Source organism: Rhodococcus sp. ACPA1 (genome assembly GCF_002300195.1).
In the GTDB taxonomy this organism is placed as follows: Bacteria; Actinomycetota; Actinomycetes; order Mycobacteriales; family Mycobacteriaceae; genus Rhodococcus_F; species Rhodococcus_F opacus.
The window spans coordinates 674726-694300 of the sequence record NZ_NSDX01000002.1; the positions used below are offsets into that span (position 1 = coordinate 674726).

The following is a 19575-nucleotide window of genomic DNA, read 5'->3' on the forward strand; positions in this document are numbered from 1 at the left end:
TCGGTGCGCTACGGCTTCGCCATCGACCAACGCACCTGCATCGGCTGTCACGCATGCACGGTGGCCTGCAAGACCGAGCACGATGTGCCGGTCGGGCAGTTCCGCACCTGGGTGAAATACGTCGACACCGGCGAGTTCCCGGACACAACCCGCTCCTTCGGGGTGATGCGCTGCAACCACTGCACCGACGCCCCGTGCGTAAAGATCTGCCCCACTCAGGCGCTGTTCAAGCGCGACGACGGCATCGTCGACTTCGACAACGAGCGCTGCATCGGCTGCAAGAGCTGCATGCAGGCCTGCCCCTACGACGCCCTCTACATCGACGAGGACACCCACACCGCAGCCAAGTGCAACCTGTGCGCGCATCGGATCGACAACGACATGGAGCCCGCCTGCGTGGTGGTCTGCCCCACCCACTCGATCTGGGTCGGCGACCTCGACGACCCGACGAGCGGCATCGCCGGCTTGATCAGCACCCACGAGACCGCGGTGCGCTCCCCGGAGCAGAACACCGGGCCCAACGTCTTCTACCTCGGCGCCGACCACGCCGTCCTCGACCCGCTGGCCGCACCGGTCGCCGACACCTACCTGTGGGCGAAGCCGGACGCGCAGCGCCTCGAGACTGCCGCCGATCTGCCCGGCGACCCCACCACCCGGGCGCGCACCACGCTGAACACCGCGCACCCCCGGCCGTGGGGATGGCGGGTGACGACCTACCTGTGGACCAAGGCCGTGGCCGCCGGCGCGCTGGCCATCGCCGGGCTGGCCCACCTCCTCGGCGTCGACCTGGGCTGGGTCGGCGCTTACGGCGCACCCGCCGTCGCCCTGCTCGGCGCCGCCGCCACCGGGGCCCTGCTGATCTGGGACCTCAAGCGGCCCGAGCGGTTCCTCTACATCTTCCTCGAGTCCAACTGGACCTCATGGCTCGTCTGGGGCGCCTACGCCCTGGCCGCCTTCGCCGGCGGCGCGGTCCTGTGGATCCTCGCCGCCCTCCTCGAGATCGGGTGGGCCCAGACCGTGCTGGCCTGGCTCGCCATCCCGTTCGGCGCGCTCGTCGCCGGCTACACCGGCTTCCTCTTCGGGCAGGCCGAGGGCCGCGACCTGTGGCAGTCGCCGCTGCTGTTCTGGCACCTGCTCGTGCAGGCTGGAATGGTCGGCGCCGGGGCCCTCCTCGTCATGGCCCCGTTCGCGGACCTCGCCAGTGGCGCAACCGCTTTCCTCACGCGCGCGTTCGTGCTCTCGACGGGCCTGCACCTGATGATGCTGGGCATCGAGTACTCGGGCAGCCACGCCAGCCGCCAGGCGTCCGTGGCCGCGCACATCATCACGCACGGCCGCTACGCGCGACTGTTCTGGCTGGGAGCCATCGCCCCCGCGGTGCTGGCGGCCGCGCTGGCCGCGCCCGCGTGGACCGGGTCCGGCAGTGCCGTGCTCCTCGTCCTCGCGGGCCTGCTGGCCCAGGTCGCTCTCCTCGACTACGAGACGGCCTACGTCCGGGCGGGCCAGGACCCGCCCCTCTCGTGAACGAACGACCACGCCGAAGGGACCAGCCATGACTGCCGAGACGAACCGCACAACGGCATCGCCGGCGATGCCGGGCGAACGCACGCACGAACGGCTGCGGAACTTCCCGCCGGTCGAGAACTGGGACCACCACGTCGAATACGACGCCAAGGCGCACCCGCGCAAGGTGCCACACGAGTACATGCTGGTGCCCACCACCTGCTTCAACTGCGAGTCGGCCTGCGGACTGCTCGCCTACGTGGACAAGTCCGACATGTCCATCAAGAGGGTGGAGGGCAACCCCGCCCACCCGGGCTCGCGAGGGCGCAACTGCGCCAAGGGGCCCGCGACGATCAACCAGGTCAACGACCCCGAGCGGATCCTGCACCCGCTCAAGCGCGTCGGCACCCGCGGCAGCGGCCGGTGGGATCGGGTCAGCTGGGACGACGCGCTCGACGACATCGCGGCCCGGATCCGGGCCGCCATCGTCGAGGACCGCCGGGACGAGGTCATGTACCACGTCGGGCGGCCCGGCGAGGACGGCTTCGCCGAACGGTTCCTCCTGGCGTGGGGCGTAGACGGGCACAACAGCCACACCAACATCTGTTCCGCCGGCGCGCGGCTCGGCTACTCGCTCTGGGGCGGCTACGACCGGCCCTCGCCGGACTATGCGAACGCGAAGGTGATCCTGCTGATTTCGAGTCATCTCGAGGCCGGGCACTACTTCAACCCGCACGCGCAACGGATCATGGAGGGCAAGATCGAGGGCGGAGCCACGGTCGTCGTGCTCGATCCGCGGCTGTCGAACACGGCCTCCCACGCCGACCTCTGGATTGCCCCGTGGCCAGGAAGCGAGGCCGCGATCCTGCTGGCCGTCGCGGCGTACCTGCTCCGAACCGGCCAGATCGACCGGGCATTCATCCGCCGCTGGGTGAACTGGTCGACGTACATGACACGCCGCCACCCCGAGCGTCCTGCCGACGACTTCGACCAGTTCATCCGCGCGTTGACCGAGGACTACGCCGGATACACCTTCGCCTACGCGGCGCAGGAGGCGCAGGTGCCCGAGGAGCAGATTGCCGAGCTCGCCCGGATCGTCGCCACCGCCGGCAGAGCACTGTCGGCACACGTCTGGCGCGCCGCGGCGTCCGGCAACCTCGGCGGGTGGCAGGTGTCGCGGGCTCTGTTCTTCCTCAACGTGCTCACCGGCAGCGTCGGCACCAAGGGCGGCACCAGCCCCAACGGCTGGGACAAGATCATCGCCCACGGCCCCAACGTCCCCGAGGGACACCAGTCGTGGAACGAGATGATCTGGCCTGCCGAATTCCCACTGTCGACCAACGAGATGTCGATCCTGCTGCCTCACCTGCTCGAGGACGGCCGCGGGAAGCTGTCGATGTACTTCTCCCGCGTCTACAACCCGGTGTGGACCAACCCCGACGGCTTCAGCTGGCTGAAGGCCCTGACCGACGAGTCGCTCGTCGGCTGCCACGTCGCGCTCACCCCGACGTGGTCGGAGACGGCGACATTCGCGGATTACGTGCTGCCGATGGGGCACAGCACCGAACGGCACGACACCCAGTCCTACGAGCAGTACGCCGGCAAGTGGCTCGGATTCCGCCAGCCGGTCACCCGGGTGGCCCTGGAGAAGATGGGCCGGCTCGTGTCCGACTCCCGTGAGTCCAACCCGGGGGAGGTGTGGGAGGAGAACGAGTTCTGGTTCGAGCTGTCCTGGCGGATCGACCCCGACGGCAGCCTCGGCATCCGGAAGTACTTCGAGTCGCCGTACCGGCCGGGCGAGAAGGTCACCGTCGACGAGTACTACGGCTGGGTCTTCGAGAACAGCGTGCCCGGCCTGCCACAAGCCGCCGCCGGCCAGGGGCTGACCCCCCTGCAATACATGCGAAAGTACGGCGTCTTCGAGGTCACCAAGGATGCCTATCGACTCGACGAGCGGCCACTGTCGGACGCCGAAACCGACGGGGCGACCCCGGACGGCAACGGTGTGCTCCGCAAACCCGTCACCCTCGATTCGACCCCGCCGCTGGTCGGGGAGGCGGGTGCGGTGGGAGTCGTCCACGCGGACGGCAGCAGGACCGCCGGCTGGCTCACGCCGTCGCGCAAACTCGAGCTGTTCAGCGACACCATGGTCGACTTCGGGTGGGAGGAGTACGCCACACCCGGCTACATCGAGTCCCACGTCAGCTACCGCTCGATCGACCAGGCCCACAACGAGATTGTGCTGATGCCGACCTTCCGGCTCCCGACCCTGGTCCACACGCGATCAGGTAATGCCAAGTACCTCAACGAGATCAGCAACACCCATCCCCTGTGGATGAACAGCGTGGACGCCCGGCGCTTCGGGGTCGACACGGGCGATCTGGTCCGGGTCAACACCGAGATCGGCTACTTCGTGGCCCGCGTCTGGTCCACCGAGGCGATCCGCCCCGGCGTCATGGGGCTCTCCCACCACATGGGCCGGTGGCGCACGTCCGAGAACGCGGGATCCCGGTGGGTGATGGGCCTGGTCGACCTCGGCAACGACGGCAACGGGGTGTGGAGGCTGCGCTACAAGGAAGGGGTGAAGCCGTTCCACAGTGACGACCCGGACAGCGACCGAATCTACTGGGACGACCCCGGTGTGCACCAGAACCTCGCATTCGCGGTGCATCCCGACCCGGTCTCGGGCATGCACTGCTGGCACCAGAAGGTGCGCGTCGAGAGAGCCCACGCGGACGACCGGTACGGCGATGTGGTGGTGGACACGCAGCGGTCCCGTGAGGTGTACCGCGCCTGGATGGACAACACCCGTCCCGGACCGAGCCGGTCCGGGCTGCGCCGTCCAGAGTTCATGATGCGTCCGGTCAAACCCCGCCGACGCGCCTTCCGATCGCCCGGCGCGGAGGAGCGAGCATGAGCCTGTTGTCGCGGAGGCGTGCCGACGCGAAGGTCGATCCGGCCGACGTGCGCACTGCGCTGGCACGCGTCGAGGATCCCGAGCTGCACCTGCCCCTCGAGGAGGCCGGGATGCTCGGCGAGGTGGAAGTCGACCGCTCCGGCGTCGCGCGGGTGACTGTCCGGCTCACGACGCCCTCCTGCCCCCTGCAGGAGGCCCTCGCCGCCGACGTCACCGCGGCAGTCCGCGCCATCGCCGGCGTCTCCGGCGTCGAGGTCGCCTTCGCGGCGATGGGCGAGGGCGAGCGTATGCGGCTCGCCGCACGACTTCGCGGCGCCGGGCCACGGGGCGCCAACTCGTTCGGACTGGGTTCGGCAACCCAGGTGTATGCCGTGGCCTCCGGCAAGGGTGGCGTGGGTAAGTCCACGATCACGGCCAACCTTGCGGTGGCCCTGGTCCGGCAGGGGAAGCGGGTCGGCATTCTCGACGCCGACGTCTGGGGATACTCGATCCCGCACCTGTTCGGGGTGCGCCGAGCGCCGGTCGCGCTGAAGGGACTGATGCTGCCGGTCGAGGCCTTCGGGGTCGCGTTGATGTCGGTGGGGTTCTTCGTCCGGGACGACGAGCCGGTCGTCTGGCGTGGCCCGATGCTGCACAAGGCGATCGAGCAGTTCTTGGACGATGTGTACTGGGGTGAACTCGATGTTCTGCTCATCGACCTCCCACCCGGCACCGGCGACGTGACACTCTCGCTGCTCGAGCTCGTGCCCGACGCAGCACTCGTCGTCGTCACCACACCGCAGCCGGCGGCCCAGACCGTCGCCCAGCGGGTCGGCCGGATGGCCCGCGACTCACGGATGCCGGTCGCCGGCGTCGTGGAGAACATGTCCGCGATGATCTGCTCGTCGTGCCACGAGAGCACGGCGCTGTTCGGCGCCGGAGGCGGTCAGCGTCTCGCCGAGGCCATCGCCGCACCGCTCCTGGGGCAGGTGCCACTCGACATCGAACTGCGCGAGGCGGGCGATGCCGGGGTCCCGGCGATGATCGCGGCCCCGCAGGCCGCCTCCGTCACACAGATCCGGCAGATCGCGACATCCCTGCCGATCCTGCGGCGAAGTCTCGTCGGCCGATCCCTCCCGTTGACCGTCCCGCACGGCGGACACCCCGACTGACGACCCAGTGCACGATCTCGCCCCCGAAAACCGGTGGACGATCAGTTGTGCGCCACGGCGGAGAGGTCCCGTAGTCAGAAGACCGCCCAGACACGACGCCAGGTATCGGACCTCACACGCGTTGCATGCCAATCGCAATGGTTGGCGTCGACCGAGCACACGCGCTCCGGTCCGGCGACTGGCGCGCCCGTCGAGTCTGCACCTGATCTGACCGTGGGCGCGGCCACCGAAAACGCAGCGAGAGAGGTGGTTTGAGATGCTCCACCACCAGCTCGAGAACCCCGGGACCGGGCGATTTCTGTGCACCAGCCCTGGGCGGGTGGCGATCGCGGGGGACTGGCTCGCCAACACCGCATACGGTGCCGTGGCCATCGCACATGCGGCGAAACGCAACGCCGACGTCCTGATCCACCTCGGGGACTTCGGCTACGCGTTCACCGATGCCTATCTCGATGCGCTCGACCGTGCGCTCGACGAGCACGATCTGGTGCTCGGATTCGTCGAGGGCAACCATGAGAACTTCGACTGGCTGCTGGCCCAGCCGATCGCCTCGGACGGGCCTCCGTTACCTGCGGAATCGGATCGTTCACCTACCGCGGGGTCTGCGCTGGCGGTGGGGCAACACGCGGTGTCTGGCGGTGGGCGGGGCCTACTCGATCGACCGTTTCCTGCGGATCCCCGGCACGTCGTGGTGGCCACAGGAGACCATCACCGACGACGACGTGCGCCGTATCGCCGATGCCGGACCCGCCGAGGTGATGTTCTGCCATGACTGCCCGTAGGGGATCACCGTCCCGGGTATGGACCGTGACCGGCAGGGCTTCCCCGCCGACGAGCGTCACGCATCGGAGGCCAACCGCGTCCGGCTACGGACCATCGTCGATCATGTGCGTCCCCGACGTCTGTGGCACGGTCACTTCCACCACCGTCACCAGGCAATCCTCGTCACCGGGATCTACCGGACTGTGGTCGACGGGCTCGGGCGCGACAAGGGCCCGATCGACAACAACATGGTGGTGGTCAACGGTGCTGACCTGGGCTGGCACCGGGCAACAGGGCCGAGAACCGCTCAAGGCGGACACACCAGTAGGTCCGTGCGGTCGACGATCGACTTGGACGAGCCACCCACGTCGCCTCAACTGCGCACCCCCGAGCCGAAGAGCTGACAGTGCGGGCCGGAACTGGACAATCCCGCATCACACCAGGGACTCGGAGAGGCTTCTGGTCGTATCCATCCACCCGCCCCACCCCGTCGACGCGGCCGTACTGATTCCTCAACGTGACCGGGTCGCTGCTCCTCGTGTTCGTGGCCGGGTTGGTTCTCTTTCACGATGTCCCGCCGGAAGTTCAGCTGATCGTGGGTGTCGGGTTCTGTGGCGGGTACACGACCTTCAGCACCGCCAGTTTCGAGACCGTGCGGCTGATCCCAGCCAGCGGTACGCCGCCCGGCGTCGCGCGGTCGGCACCCTGCTGGTGACCGTCGTCGCTGGCGGTGCCGGTCTCGCCCTGGCTGCTGGGGTATGAGGAGAAGACGACCATGACCAATAACGACAACCACCCGACGCGGGAGACGCTGCGGGACTGGCGCACCCCGCTGCGTGTCGACGGACCCGCGACCTCCACTCCGGTGGTGTGCCATCTGGTGGTCGGCTTCGACCGGCACCCGGCCAGCCACGCCGCCCTGACCCACGCGATGGACCTCGCCGGCCGACTCGATGCTTTTCTGCACGTCGCGCACATCGTCGACATCGACGACATGCCCGTCGAACCCGACCGGGACGACTGGGAACAGCGCTTCGCCGACGCCGTCGAACAAGAACGCCGCGAGGCCTGCACCATGCTGGCCGCGCTGCCCGGCAACTGGGCCTACTACTCGCGGGAAGGGAATCCGGCGCAACTGTTGACCACGATCGCCGAAGCGAACGATGCCCTGATGATCATCATCGGCACCTCTCGCGGCGGCGCAATGTCCCTGCTCGAGCGGTTCCTCGGCGAATCAGTGTCCTCGAAACTCGTCCACCACGCCCGCCGCCCCGTCCTGTTGGTCCCCGCCCCCCACAAGGAGCAGGGGTGACGCCGCACGACCCCGCCGCGGCCGAACCTACCCAGGGGCCTCCGCACCGCGGGGAACGCCCCGATCTCGCACGTTCCGCACATCGACGCTTCCGAATCGACCCGGCCGTCGGTGGGCGTGTAGCGGTTCGTGGTTGCGTTCGGCACGGTCAGCCTGCTCGCGGTCTTCGTCTATGAAGGGGCCCGGTCGATCACCGGCCCCTACTCGCCTTGCCGGGTGCAACCGCGTTCGTCGTCGGGGTCGTCACCGGATTCGGAGGGGCGGCCGCGCTGATGACGCGGCCGGTCTCCGACCCGCTGGCGAACCGGGCCCGCGATTCTGGGCATGGATCGTCGCTGGCTACGTCCTCACCGTGATCACAGTCCTTCCTCGGGTTCGCCGGCACCCTTTGGGTCGCATGCGCGTTGGTGATCGCCTAACGCGTCGGCAAGGCGTTCCGCAGCCCCGCGAAAGACGCTGCTCTCGCATGCCACCGCCACCACCGACGGCGAATGAGGTTTCGCCGTCCACGAGGCCCTCGAGCAGATCGGCGGCTAGATCGGTCCGCTGCCCGTTGCAGCGGTCCTCATGATCAGCGGCGGGCACTACGGCCCGGCGCTCGGGGTGCTCGCGATTTCCGGGCGTCGCCGTTACGGTCGGCTGTCACATCGACGACGCGGCGGGTAGTCGAAAGAGCATGCGAAAGACTCCGATCTGAACCTCGTCGCCGTCCACCAGTCCGGCGCAATCGACGGGCTGCCGGTTCAGATAAGTTCCGTTGAGAGAGCCGGCATCACACAGGGTGAACGTTGCATCGTCCCGGCGGATTTCGGCATGCCGACGCGAGACGGTTCCGTGGCCGAGCACGATCTCCGACCTGGGATGGCTGCCGAGCACGGTGATGTCGCGGTCGACGGCAAGGGATGCACCCTTCGCCGGCCCAGGGCCCCTGGTCACGACCACCTGTGGGGCACCGCCACCCCGATCGTCCGGAAGACACGTACGCGGCAGGTCGTCGGTCAGCTTCATCATCGTCACCTCGATCAACATCTCCCAAAATACCCCCATGGGTATATATAGATCAACCGGGATAGGTGCTAGGACATTCCCGTGGCGCCCACCTCATCCTCGACGGACGAGACGGCGGTGAATCGGGTTCCCCCGGATGATGAACGAGGCACTTCCTGAACCCGCCGGACTTCCTACAACCCGGGGCGCCGGGTTGGCGTGACACAGCGAGGCGCCGTTAGTGTCCCGAGTCGTTGATTCGAACGCAGTAATGCGCAATCGATTCGAGGATCTGGTCCGCGATCTTGACCCACACGTAGGCGGCGTACGTCCTCGCCACACGGACGGGCGGTCATGCTCGCCTGGTGCGTTCGATCACTGCGGTGCAGACGAGCCGTGCGCTCGCGACCCTGCTGCTCATGCCGACTGCACTCGGGAGCTGGCCAGGCGCCGGTCCTTGTATGGGCTGCCGCCGCAGCGCATTCCCCCGGGATGCGATCAACCCCTCGGCGCACGCTCCGTGCTCGTGCGGATGGGTTTGGGGTGGGTTTCGTACATGCGGACCGCGACGGCGAGGGCGGAGGCGGCGCTGACGGCGGCGGCCACCCAGACCGCGGCGTGCAGTCCCATCAGGTCAGCGACGACGCCGCCGAGGATCGCGCCGACGGCGTAGCCGCTGTCGCGCCAGACCCGGTAGATCCCGACGGCGCGGCCGCGCCAGGCCGGGTGGGCGACGTCGCCGATCACGGCGAGCAGGGTGGGGTAGACCATGGCGGTCCCGGCCCCGAGCAGCACCGTGCCGGCCGCCCACCCGGTGAAGCCGTGGGAGGCGGCGATCAGCGCCAGGGCTGCGGCTTGCAGGGTCATGCCGGCGGTGATCAGGTGCTTGCGGCCGATCCGGTCGGACAGGGCGCCGGTGACCAATTGTCCGGCGCCCCAAACGCCGGGATAGAGGGCGAAGAGCACACCGATCTGCCCGGCGCCCAGGTCGGCTGTGGCGAACAGCAGGGGGAACAGGCCCCAGGAGAGCCCGAAGTTGAGGTTGTTGACCAGCCCGGCCTGACTCGCCGAGGACAGGGCGGGTTCGGTGAAACTGGTTGCCGCAGCGATTTGCCGGTTGGTCAGATCCGCGTGCAGGTGATCGTGCATTCCGTCCGCACGCGGGGTGTGCTGGGTGGCTTCCAGGCGCGCGTGGTCGCGGGTTTCGCGGATGAATACCCCGGACAGCAGCAGGGCCAGCGCGGTGTAGGCGAGTCCGAGCAGGAACGGGGCCGGTCGTAGCCCGTACTGGTCGGCGAGGTAGCCGGCCATCAGCGAGCTGACGGCCACGGCGCCGTAGCCGGCGGCCTCGTTCAGTCCCATCGCCAGGCCGCGGCGGGCGGGGCCGACCAGGTCGATCTTCATCACCACGGTGGTCGACCAGGTCAGGCCCTGGTTGATGCCCAGCAGCACGTTGGCGGCCACGACCCACCACCAGTTGGGGGCGGCGATGAGCATCAGCGGGACGGGGATGGCGAACAGCCAGCCCACCAGCAGCACCGGCTTGCGGCCGAACCGATCGGACCAGGCTCCGGCGAAGTAGTTGGCGGCGGCCTTGGTGATTCCGAACGCGGCTACGTAGGTGAAGATGAAGGTGTAGCCGGTCAGCCCGAATTCGCCTGAGGCGAGCAGCGGCAGCACGGTCTGCTGTTGGCCGACCATGCCACCGACGAGGGCGTTGACCGCGACGAGCAGGCTGAACTGGGCGAGGTTGGGGCCCAGGCCGAGTCGGATCGGCCGGGGCGAGGTGGTGCTCCTGTGGCGGTCTCTGCTCATGCGCCGGTCTCGAGGGTGCGCCCGGTCGCCTGGGCCCAGTCGTCGGGACCGCCCTCGAGCACCGTCAGCTGTCGGTGGCCGGCGCGTTCGAGCAGGCTGGCGGCGCCCATCGCGCGTTCGCCGTGCCCGCACATCACCACGGTGGGCTCGCGGGGCAGGTCGTCGACCCGGCCCGGGAGGGCGCCGAGTTCGATGTGGATGGCGCCGGGCAAGTGCCCGGCCAGGTATTCGGGGCGTTGACGGATGTCGAGGACCCGGACATTGCCGACCCCGTCGGGGCCGGTCAGCGCCGTGGCGGCCACCGCGAGTTCGGCGGCGGTCCAGGCGGCGAGGCCGCCGTCGAGTTCACCGATCAGATTGTCGTACCCGATTTTCATTGCTTGCCAGACGATCTCGTCCACGTCCTGGTCTTGGTCGCGGACGATGATCAGGGGCCGGTCGGCCGGGGCGAGCCAGCCCAGCCAGCTGGCGAAGACCGGCCGCAGCGGGATCGACACCGCACCGGGGATGTGTTCGGCCGCGAACCGGGCCAGCGCGCGCACATCGATCAGGGCGGCGCCCCCGGCCAACTGGGCGCGGACGGTGTCGACGGTCAGCGCCGGCAGCACCGGATCCTGGTCGAGGAGTGGAGGACCGAGTCGGTTGACCTCCCCGAGCCGGCGGAAGTACGGCGGATAGCTGCCCAGCGATCCCAGCAGTTGGTCGACGAACGCGTCCTCGTCGCGGGCGGCGAGCAACGGGTTGGTGGCGCGTTCGCGGGCGATGGTGCTGGTGCGTTCGGCGCCGGGCGGGGCCGAGCAGAACGAGCCCGCCCCATGCGTGGGCCACACCGCCACCTCGCCGGGTAGCGCGGCGAGACGGCGCAGGGAGGCGTACTGGGCGCGGGTGAGGGCCTCGGTGCGCTCCGGAGAGATCAGGTCGGTACGGGCGGCAGAGCCGACCAGCAGCGAGCCGCCGGTGAACACCCCGACCTCCTTCTCGCCGTCGAGGAGCAGGTAACAGAGGTGTTCGTGGGTGTGCCCGGGCGTCATCAGGGCCCGCAGCCGCAGCCCGCCCAGGTCCACCTCGTCGCTGTCGCGCAGCCCGGTATGGGGGAACTCCCGGTCCCCGGCGGCGGAGGCCAGCACGCGCGTCCCAATAGTGGCGCCGAGTTGGTGGGCGCCGGAAAGGAAGTCGGCGTGCAGGTGGGTGTCGGCGGCGAACGCGACGGTCAACCCGCGGCGGGCGGCCGCGGCATGCACCGCGCGCAGGTCCCGGCTGACGTCGACCACCAACGCGCGACCGTCGCCGAGATCCACGAGGTAGGCGGAGTTGCCGAGTCCGTCGTCGACGAGCGGTACCAGATCGATTCCGGCCATGGCGTCTCTCCTGTGTCGACCGTGTCGCGGTGCAATGCCCCGACCTGACATGTTCTACACTATTCCAAAGATGATTGGAGAATGCCATGGGTGATCGGATCGCGAAGACGGAACTGTTCGACCAGTTCGCCCGGGTCGGCAAGGCCCTGGGCAGCGGCAAGCGGCTCGAACTGCTGGATCTGCTGGCTCAGGGCGAACGCACCGTCGACGCCCTTGCCCGCGCCTGCGAGCTGGGAGTGACCACCGCGTCCGCGCATCTGCAGACCCTCAAGCAGGCCAATCTGGTGGCCACCCGCCGCGAGGGCACCAAGGTTTTCTACCGGCTCGCCGGCGAGGACGTGGCGCAGCTGTTCGCACTGGTCCGTACGGTCGCCAACGAATACCTGCCCGACGTCGAGGCCGCCCGCACCACGTATCTCGGCCCGGCCGACACCGAATACGTGAGCAAGGACCAGCTGCTCGAGCGGGCCCGATCGGGGAAGGTGACGGTGCTCGACGTGCGCCCCCGCGAGGAATACCAGGCCGGGCACATCCCCGGGGCGGTGTCGATTCCGTTGGACGAGTTGGCCGATCACCTGGCCGACCTGCCCGAAGATCAGGAGATCGTCGCTTACTGCCGCGGCGCCTACTGCGTGCTCGCCCACGACGCGGTCCGGCTGCTGACCGACCACGGCCGCCGCGCAGCGCGGCTGGCCGACGGCATGCTCGAGTGGCGGCTGGCGGCCCTACCGGTCGACTCCCTGACCTGACCGCAAACCCGGCTGTTGCGGTGGATTTGATGGAGCCGCTCGACACCCGGAGTCGAGACGGTGATGATCACGCTGCTGCGTGCGGCGTGAGCGCTGGGTGAGGAGCCGCCTCCCGGGTGAGTCAGTCGCCGATGACGGCGTCGGCCTCGATCTCGATGAGCAGGCCGGGGGCGATCAACGCGCTGACCTCGAGGATCGTGGTGGCGGGACGGATCTCGCCGAAGACCTCGCCGTGCGCGATGCCGGCCTCTTCCCACCGGCTCATGTCGGTGAGGTACAGGCGGGTGCGGATGACATCGGTCGTGCTCGCGCCGGCCTCCGACAGTGCTGCCTCGATTCGGCGCAGTGCCTCCCGGGTCTGTTCTCCGAGATCGTCTCCACCGACGGGCCCGTCGGGACCCGACGCAGTGGTGCCTGACACGGACACGAGCTGACCGATCCGCACGGCTCGGGAATAGCCGATCTTGGCTTCCCACTCGGAACCGGACGAGACGTTGTTTCTGTTCGACATGAGCGACATTGTCGCAAGCCTCGATTCGGCGCTCACCAGCGCGGTCGTACTCGACGGTCCGGTCTCCTCGCGGGTCGAAGTCTTGACAGCGGTTAGAACAAATGTTCGCATGTACTCATGAGGTGGGATGGGCAAGCGGTCGACGCCGACGACGGTGCATTGCCGGGGCTGGAGCGCGCCGGGCTCGTGCGCAGCGTGCAGACACCCGAGTTCGACGGCATCACCTTCCACGAGGTGCTCTGCAAGAGTGCGCTGAACAAGATGCCTGAGGAGTCGCAACTGCCTTTCCGCTTCACTGTCAACGCTTTTCGCGGATGCTCACACTCGTGTCGCTATTGCTTCGCACGGCCCACCCACGAATACCTCGACCTCGACGCGGGCCGCGATTTCGACAGTCAGATCGTCGTGAAGACCAACGTCGCGGCGGTGCTGCGCAAGGAACTGGGACGTAGGTCGTGGAAGCGGGAGCACGTGGCGCTCGGCACCAACACCGATCCCTATCAGCGAGCGGAGGGCCGGTACCGTCTGATGCCCGGCATCATTCGGGCGCTGGCCGAATCCGCCACCCCGTTCTCGATACTCACCAAGGGGACGCTGCTGCGGCGCGACCTCCCGCTGCTGACGCTCGCAGCCCAGCAGGTGCCGGTGAGCATCGGCGTGTCGCTGGCGATCCACGACCCCGACCTCCAGAAGTCGATCGAGCCGGGCACGCCCTCTCCGAAGGCGCGTCTCGATCTGATCCGGGCGATCACCGACGCCGGACTGCCCTGCAATGTGATGGTGGCCCCCGTCATTCCCTTCCTGACCGATTCGGTACGGCATCTGGACGGGCTGCTCGAATCCATCGCCGACGCGGGCGCCTCGGGTGTGACCGTCTTCCCGATGCACCTGCGAGGTAGTACCAAGGGCTGGTTCATGAACTGGCTGTCGACGGAGCATCCCGCGCTCGTCCGTCAGTACCGGCAGTTGTACGGGCGGGCGGCCTACGTTCCGCCCGAATACAAGTCGTGGCTGAAGCAGCGTGTCGACCCACTCGTCGACCGGTACGGTCTGGGTGGCGGGGCGAACCATCGGGAGGCCGGGCGCAGCGAGGCCGTCGAGTCCGATCGCGGTGAACTGGTCGGTGTCGGTCGTCCCGGACCGGCGCTCACTCTGTTCTGACGTGAACGGTCCGTCTCGGCTCGTACCATTCGGCGCCGGCAGGTTCTCCCGCCATGTTCCAGCTCCACGAGACGGTCGGTGCGATGCGCACGTAGAGACCGGGACCGACCATTCCGTCCCGTTCCACCGGCCGATCGGCCGAGCCGTAGACGCGGATGGAGCGCGCGACGAATGGCTCGAACGACACCAGGTCGTCGACGACCAGCGACACCTTGTTCCTCCCGGCCCCGATGTTCCGGAACTTGCGGGTACCGGCGACGGACGGTCCGGAACCTCCCACCCAGAAGTCCGTTCCGTCGAACTCGAAGGCGAGTGGAACCACGTCGGGTTGCCCGTCCGCGCCCACGGTGGCGACGCGGGCGATCGGCTGCGACCGCAGGTAGGCGATCTCTTCGTCCGTGAACGACATGGAAATCTCCTCTTCGATGTCAACCGATGTCCCTGTGTCGACACTAGCCAAGCGGACGAGTAACGCTCCCCGCCTTCCCGGAGACAAGCGGAGAGGGGGTTCGCCCGACGCACACCGACCGAGGAGCGTCATGCCTGTGGGAAATCTGGTTGTCCGATCGGCGGTGGTGGGTTCGCTCGCCGCGGCCGCACTGCTCGGTGCACCGGCCGCCGCCGGGGCGGATACGGTGACGCTGACCCCCACCTACACGATCGGGCACGGTCTGAACCCCGGCGACATCAGCGTGTGCGGAGGGCGGATCGACGCCCAGGCGTCGTCCGACTACCCGGAGTCGTACGGGCCGAACTACGTGCTGTTGAAGACATACTTCGTGGGCCCCTCCCGGGTCTGCCTGGTCGACGGAACCCTGCACTGGCGCAATCTCGACACCGGTGCCTCCGGAACGAAGCAGTGGGCGTTGAGCGGGTGGGACGGTCCGGGCGCGCCGACAGCCGTGTACTTCGATCCGGGGGCGGGCCGGGTCAGCATCGAGATCACCACGAGCACCCCGAACATTCCGGGTCGGGGCGAGTTCACGGCGACCTGAGCGTCGGTGCTGCAGGTTCAGGCGAAGACGTTGTCCAGCCAGGACTTCCACGCGTCCTGCGACTTCTCCTGGTCGGCACCCGCGGCGAACAGGTGGTGCGCCGCGTCGACTGTCCCGCCGAACGCGTTCCGGCCGTAGAACCGGTACAGCGCATCGGCGGTCCGGATGCCGATGAAATGCGGCGTCAGGTAGTCGACGACGCCGTCGACGGTGCCGAAACCGGGGACGGCGACGGACACGGTGTCGCCGGCGGTCGAGGTATCGGTCAGACCGAGCGCGCCGCGGAGTGTGGCCATTGCGCCGGGACCGGTGGACGTATCCGGGCCGCCGGTCGTGATGTAGGTGGCCGCGCGGCCGGCGAAGTACTGGACGTACTGGCCGAGGCTGTGAAGGTAGAACGTGGTGTGCTTGTCGGCGCCGTCGTACTGCGCGTCCCAGTCGTCGGTGAAGATGCCGCTGTGGACGTAGCGTAGCGCCGCGGTGCCGCCGTCGCGGGCCTCGATCAGGTATTCGAGGGCGTTGAACCAGCCGTCGGGACCTTCCTGGCGCACGGCGAACTTCCGCGGCGGCTCCCACGCGACGACGGTCGGGTCGTCCGGTCCCTCGCTGCCGACGCCGGGATCGAGTTCGGAGGGAAACATCCACCCGCCGGTGCCGCTGGTGACGGCGGCGAACACGTCCTCCGGAGTGGCGTTCAGGACGACCTCGCGGCGAATCTCGAAGTTCTCGGACATGGCTAGCTCTCCTCGTGACGGTTGTCGGGTGACTTCGCTTGCTCGGACGGTGTTTTCAGGCTGGGGTGCAGCGCGACGACGAGTCGGTGTCTGCGGCCGTTCGGGGCGTTCTCGTCGTGGTATCGGGCCACCAGGTGCTTCACGGACTCGCCGAGTTCGTCGGCGAAGGCGGACCGGTCGGCCGCGGACCCGAACCGGATCTCGCTGTCGATCGCGTAGGTGGCCAGCGGCTGACGGGCCGCGGTGGCGCCGGCGATCAGCTCGCCGACCTCACGCACCAGGCGAGCGGCCAGTGCCACCAGCCAGCGGGCCGACAGTTGGTCCGGCGACCGGTCGGGATCGGGTGCGAGGGCGGCGAACGCGGCGGGGGAGATGACGTACGACGCCGCGGTGGCCTGGAAGACCCGCTCGGTGACGTTGCCCTTCTTGCGTTCCTCGACGAGTTCGACGAGGCCGTGCTCCTCGAGCGCCCGCAGGTGGTAGTTGGCCTTCTGTCGCGTCAATCCGACCGTCGCGGCGATGGAACTCGCCGAACCGGGTTCGGCCAGCGCCGCCAGGAGCCGTGCCCGGACCGGGTCCAGGGAGATCTCGGCGGCGGCCGCTTGATCGATCACTGCTACGTCCAACATGCGTCAACTGTCGAACCGACAGTAAATTCTGTCAAGACAAAAATAATTGTCGGGTGTCGAGTGGTCAGCGCAGCGCGGGCGGGTTGTTCAGATCGCGTGCCGAATAGGTGTCGCAGGCCTGGACCTGACCCGTCCGGTACCCGGTGGCGAACCACTTCTGGCGCTGCTCCGAGGAGCCGTGCGTCCAGCCCTCGGGATTCACCCGGGCGCCCGCGGACTGCTGGATCCGGTCGTCACCGACCGACGAGGCGGCGGAGAGGGCGTCGTCGATGTCGGTGTCGGTGAGGGTGTTCAGGAACGGCGGCCCGCCGTCGGGGCCGGGGAGGGTGTCGGCGTAGTGGGCCCACACGCCCGCGTAGCAGTCGGCCTGTAACTCGGTTCGCACCGCGGCCGAGTCGGCGCCCCGCGGGTCGGCCTGAGCCCGCCCGATGTCGCCGAGCTGGTTCTGGATGTGATGGCCGAACTCGTGCGCCACGACGTACTCCTGTGCCAGCGGTCCGCCGCTGGACCCGAAGCGGTCGACGAGGAGCTGGAAGAAGCTGGTGTCGAAGTACGCCGTCGAGTCGGCCGGGCAGTAGAACGGTCCGACCTCGCTGGTGGCGTTGCCGCAGCCGGTGTTGACCGAACCGGAGAACAGCACGACCTCCGGCGGCACGTACGCCGTGCCGGTCTGTTTCGCGAGCTCCTGCTCCCACACGGAGTCGAGACTGCCTGCAGTGAACACCACTCGGCAGTTCACGTCGCGGTTGGCGTCCGCGCCGGTCTCGCATCCGGCGAGGCCGGCGCCGGAATTCTGGCCGGCGGAATCGGTGGTGCCGCTGAGGCCGCCGAGCAGCGAGCCGGGATCGCCGCCGAGGAGCAGTGCGAGGACCAGCACGATCAGACCGCCGGCGCCGCCGCCCATCGCGAACTTGCCGCCGAGACCACCGCCGCCCCCGCCCCCGACCGACACCCGGCCGGAGTCCATTCGGGCGCCCTCGTTGAAGGTCATGTGTCGTCGCTTTCTCGTCAGTTTTCCGGTGCGTGCCGATCGAGGCTCGCACGTGAAGCGGGTATGCGTTTCCGCTCACGCACGGTGTCTCCGTAGGATCTCAGCCAACGAAGTAGCTTGCCCCATGTTTCGAAAGGAATCCCGTGCTGCGCACACATCTCGCCGGTTCATTGCGAGCCGAGCAGGCCCAGCAGACCGTAACCCTCACCGGTTGGGTTGCCAGGCGTCGTGATCACGGCGGGGTGATCTTCATCGATCTACGTGACGCGTCGGGTGTCTCCCAGGTGGTGTTCCGGGAGGGCGCCGCCGCCGAGCAGGCTCACCGTCTGCGCGCGGAGTACTGCGTCAAGGTGACCGGTGTGGTCGAGGTGCGTCCCGAGGGCAACCAGAACTTCGAGATCCCCACCGGGGCCATCGAGGTCAACGTCACCGATCTCGAGGTCCTCAACGAGAGCGCGCCGCTGCCGTTCCAGCTGGACGACCAGGCCGGTGAGGAAGCGCGCCTGAAGTACCGCTACCTGGACCTGCGCCGTGAGGGCCCAGGTCACGCCATCCGGTTGCGGTCCAAGGTCAACGCCGCGGCACGCGCCGTGCTCGCGCACCACGAGTTCGTCGAGGTCGAGACGCCCACGTTGACGCGGTCGACGCCGGAGGGCGCCCGCGACTTCCTGGTTCCCGCGCGACTGCAGCCGGGCAGCTTCTACGCGTTGCCGCAGAGCCCGCAGCTGTTCAAGCAGCTGCTCATGGTCGGTGGCATCGAACGCTACTACCAGATCGCGCGCTGCTACCGCGACGAGGACTTCCGCGCGGACCGCCAGCCCGAGTTCACCCAGCTCGACATCGAGATGAGCTTCGTCAACCAGGACGACGTCATCCTCCTCGCCGAGGAGGTGCTGTCGTCGTTGTGGAAACTGGTCGGGCACGAGATCAAGACGCCGATCGCGCGGATGACGTACGCGGAGGCGATGCGTCGCTACGGTTCCGACAAGCCGGACCTGCGTTTCGGTGTCGAACTGGTGGAGTGCGCCGAGTTCTTCAAGGACACCACTTTCCGGGTCTTCCAGCAGGAATACGTCGGCGCGGTGGTCATGCCCGGCGGTGCGAGCCAGCCGCGTAAGCAGCTCGACGCCTGGCAGGAATGGGCGAAGCAGCGCGGGGCCAAGGGCCTGGCGTACGTGCTCGTCGGCGAGGACGGCACGCTCGGCGGACCGGTGGCCAAGAACCTCACCGACGCCGAACGCGAGGGGCTCGCCGCGCACGTCGGCGCGAAGCCGGGCGACTGCATCTTCTTCGCCGCCGGTGCCACCAAGTCGTCCCGTGCGCTGCTCGGCGCCGCGCGTGGCGAGATCGCCCGCAAGCAGGACCTCATCGACCCGGACGCGTGGGCGTTCGTGTGGATCGTCGACGCACCGCTGTTCGAGCCGACCGCGGACGCCACCGCGAGCGGCGACGTCGCGCTCGGCTACAGCGCCTGGACGGCGGTGCACCACGCGTTCACCTCGCCCAAGCCGGAGTCCTTCGACACGTTCGACACCGATCCGGGTTCCGCGCTGGCGTACGCCTACGACATCGTCTGCAACGGCAACGAGATCGGTGGCGGCAGTATCCGTATCCACCGCAAGGACATTCAGGAGCGAGTGTTCAAGGTGATGGGCATCTCCCACGAGGAGGCCGAGGAGAAGTTCGGCTTCCTGCTCGACGCGTTCGCGTTCGGCGCCCCGCCGCACGGCGGCATCGCGTTCGGCTGGGACCGCATCACCGCGCTGCTGGCCGGTGTCGACTCGATCCGTGAGGTCATCGCGTTCCCGAAGTCGGGCGGCGGCGTCGATCCCCTGACCAATGCTCCGGCTCCGATCACCGCGCAGCAGCGCAAGGAGTCCGGGGTGGACGCCAAGCCGGAGCCGAAGGGCGAGGCCGCGGCGGCCAAGCCCGACGCACCCGCAGCCAAGTAGGCGGGCCCGCCGGCGCGATCTGCCGGCAGGACTCGATTGACCGGACGA

19 protein-coding genes and 1 pseudogene are annotated in these 19575 nt (G+C 68.6%); 12 read left to right on the forward strand and 8 right to left on the reverse strand.

Annotation, left to right across the window (positions count from 1 at the left end; genetic code table 11):
• The first annotated feature begins 3 nt into the window (after window positions 1–3).
• From CJ177_RS09655 to CJ177_RS48210, 8 genes and pseudogenes are all read left to right on the forward strand, one after another.
• Window positions 4–1524 carry a 4Fe-4S dicluster domain-containing protein gene (locus tag CJ177_RS09655; RefSeq protein WP_095867701.1) on the forward strand — a complete coding sequence of 507 codons (1521 nt, stop codon included), beginning with the start codon at window positions 4–6 and terminating at the stop codon, window positions 1522–1524.
• A gap of 28 nt (window positions 1525–1552) precedes the next feature.
• Window positions 1553–4420 (forward strand): molybdopterin-dependent oxidoreductase, encoded by a 2868-nt coding sequence (locus CJ177_RS09660; RefSeq protein ID WP_095867637.1) that lies wholly within the window; start codon window positions 1553–1555, stop codon window positions 4418–4420.
• Window positions 4417–5571 carry an Mrp/NBP35 family ATP-binding protein gene (locus tag CJ177_RS09665; RefSeq protein WP_061045046.1) on the forward strand — a complete coding sequence of 385 codons (1155 nt, stop codon included), beginning with the start codon at window positions 4417–4419 and terminating at the stop codon, window positions 5569–5571. The genes CJ177_RS09660 and CJ177_RS09665 overlap by 4 nt, the downstream gene beginning before the upstream one ends.
• Before the next feature lie 256 nt (window positions 5572–5827).
• Entirely contained in the window at window positions 5828–6343 is a 516-nt protein-coding gene (locus CJ177_RS48205) for a hypothetical protein (protein ID WP_231913762.1), read from the forward strand.
• 28 nt (window positions 6344–6371) lie between these two features.
• Window positions 6372–6737, forward strand: a complete 366-nt coding sequence (locus CJ177_RS09675) for a hypothetical protein (protein WP_063886762.1) — start codon at window positions 6372–6374, stop codon at window positions 6735–6737.
• Window positions 6738–6877: 140 nt separating this feature from the next.
• The gene (locus CJ177_RS09680) at window positions 6878–7048 is read left to right on the forward strand and encodes a CrcB family protein (protein ID WP_373560043.1); all 171 of its coding nucleotides are present in this window, start codon (window positions 6878–6880) and stop codon (window positions 7046–7048) included.
• A gap of 60 nt (window positions 7049–7108) precedes the next feature.
• Window positions 7109–7645, forward strand: a complete 537-nt coding sequence (locus tag CJ177_RS09685; protein ID WP_061045044.1) for a universal stress protein — start codon at window positions 7109–7111, stop codon at window positions 7643–7645.
• Window positions 7646–7774: 129 nt separating this feature from the next.
• Window positions 7775–8266, forward strand: a pseudogene (locus CJ177_RS48210) (MFS transporter); the annotation flags it as partial.
• Window positions 8267–8287: 21 nt separating this feature from the next.
• On the opposite strand, the gene CJ177_RS09690 reads toward CJ177_RS48210, so the two are convergent.
• The 3 genes from CJ177_RS09690 to CJ177_RS09700 all read right to left on the reverse strand — a co-directional run bounded on the left by CJ177_RS09690 (window position 8288) and on the right by CJ177_RS09700 (window position 11805).
• Window positions 8288–8656, reverse strand: a complete 369-nt coding sequence (locus CJ177_RS09690; protein WP_257014451.1) for an FHA domain-containing protein — start codon at window positions 8654–8656, stop codon at window positions 8288–8290.
• Window positions 8657–9130: 474 nt separating this feature from the next.
• Window positions 9131–10447 carry an MFS transporter gene (locus CJ177_RS09695; protein WP_061696833.1) on the reverse strand — a complete coding sequence of 439 codons (1317 nt, stop codon included), beginning with the start codon at window positions 10445–10447 and terminating at the stop codon, window positions 9131–9133.
• On the reverse strand, window positions 10444–11805 hold the full coding sequence (locus CJ177_RS09700) for a rhodanese-like domain-containing protein (RefSeq protein WP_061045042.1): 1362 nt from the start codon (window positions 11803–11805) through the stop codon (window positions 10444–10446). The genes CJ177_RS09695 and CJ177_RS09700 overlap by 4 nt, the downstream gene beginning before the upstream one ends.
• Before the next feature lie 86 nt (window positions 11806–11891).
• On the opposite strand from CJ177_RS09700, the gene CJ177_RS09705 reads away from it, so the two are divergent.
• The gene (locus CJ177_RS09705) at window positions 11892–12554 is read left to right on the forward strand and encodes a metalloregulator ArsR/SmtB family transcription factor (protein ID WP_095867639.1); all 663 of its coding nucleotides are present in this window, start codon (window positions 11892–11894) and stop codon (window positions 12552–12554) included.
• A 121-nt stretch (window positions 12555–12675) separates the two neighbouring features.
• On the opposite strand, the gene CJ177_RS09710 is transcribed toward CJ177_RS09705, so the two are convergent.
• Window positions 12676–13074, reverse strand: a complete 399-nt coding sequence (locus tag CJ177_RS09710; RefSeq protein ID WP_061697586.1) for a RidA family protein — start codon at window positions 13072–13074, stop codon at window positions 12676–12678.
• Window positions 13075–13182: 108 nt separating this feature from the next.
• Here CJ177_RS09710 and CJ177_RS09715 point away from each other — a divergent pair, with 108 nt between their 5' ends.
• Window positions 13183–14226 (forward strand): Rv2578c family radical SAM protein, encoded by a 1044-nt coding sequence (locus CJ177_RS09715; protein ID WP_061697587.1) that lies wholly within the window; start codon window positions 13183–13185, stop codon window positions 14224–14226.
• Here the strand turns inward: CJ177_RS09715 and CJ177_RS09720 are convergent.
• Window positions 14213–14635: a PPOX class F420-dependent oxidoreductase gene (locus tag CJ177_RS09720; RefSeq protein ID WP_095867640.1), complete on the reverse strand. Its 423-nt coding sequence runs from the start codon at window positions 14633–14635 to the stop codon at window positions 14213–14215. The genes CJ177_RS09715 and CJ177_RS09720 overlap by 14 nt on opposite strands.
• Before the next feature lie 130 nt (window positions 14636–14765).
• Between CJ177_RS09720 and CJ177_RS09725 the strand changes: the two genes are divergently transcribed.
• On the forward strand, window positions 14766–15221 hold the full coding sequence (locus CJ177_RS09725; RefSeq protein WP_095867641.1) for a hypothetical protein: 456 nt from the start codon (window positions 14766–14768) through the stop codon (window positions 15219–15221).
• 17 nt (window positions 15222–15238) lie between these two features.
• Here the strand turns inward: CJ177_RS09725 and CJ177_RS09730 are convergent, their stop codons facing one another.
• The 3 genes from CJ177_RS09730 to CJ177_RS09740 all read right to left on the reverse strand — a co-directional run bounded on the left by CJ177_RS09730 (window position 15239) and on the right by CJ177_RS09740 (window position 17575).
• The gene (locus tag CJ177_RS09730; RefSeq protein ID WP_061045038.1) at window positions 15239–15955 is read right to left on the reverse strand and encodes an SRPBCC domain-containing protein; all 717 of its coding nucleotides are present in this window, start codon (window positions 15953–15955) and stop codon (window positions 15239–15241) included.
• A 2-nt stretch (window positions 15956–15957) separates the two neighbouring features.
• On the reverse strand, window positions 15958–16584 hold the full coding sequence (locus CJ177_RS09735; RefSeq protein WP_095867642.1) for a helix-turn-helix domain-containing protein: 627 nt from the start codon (window positions 16582–16584) through the stop codon (window positions 15958–15960).
• Window positions 16585–16648: 64 nt separating this feature from the next.
• Window positions 16649–17575: a neutral zinc metallopeptidase gene (locus CJ177_RS09740; RefSeq protein ID WP_025432513.1), complete on the reverse strand. Its 927-nt coding sequence runs from the start codon at window positions 17573–17575 to the stop codon at window positions 16649–16651.
• Window positions 17576–17718: 143 nt separating this feature from the next.
• Between CJ177_RS09740 and aspS the strand changes: the two genes are divergently transcribed.
• Window positions 17719–19527 (forward strand): aspartate--tRNA ligase, encoded by a 1809-nt coding sequence (gene aspS / locus CJ177_RS09745; protein ID WP_061697593.1) that lies wholly within the window; start codon window positions 17719–17721, stop codon window positions 19525–19527.
• Window positions 19528–19575: the final 48 nt, after the last annotated feature.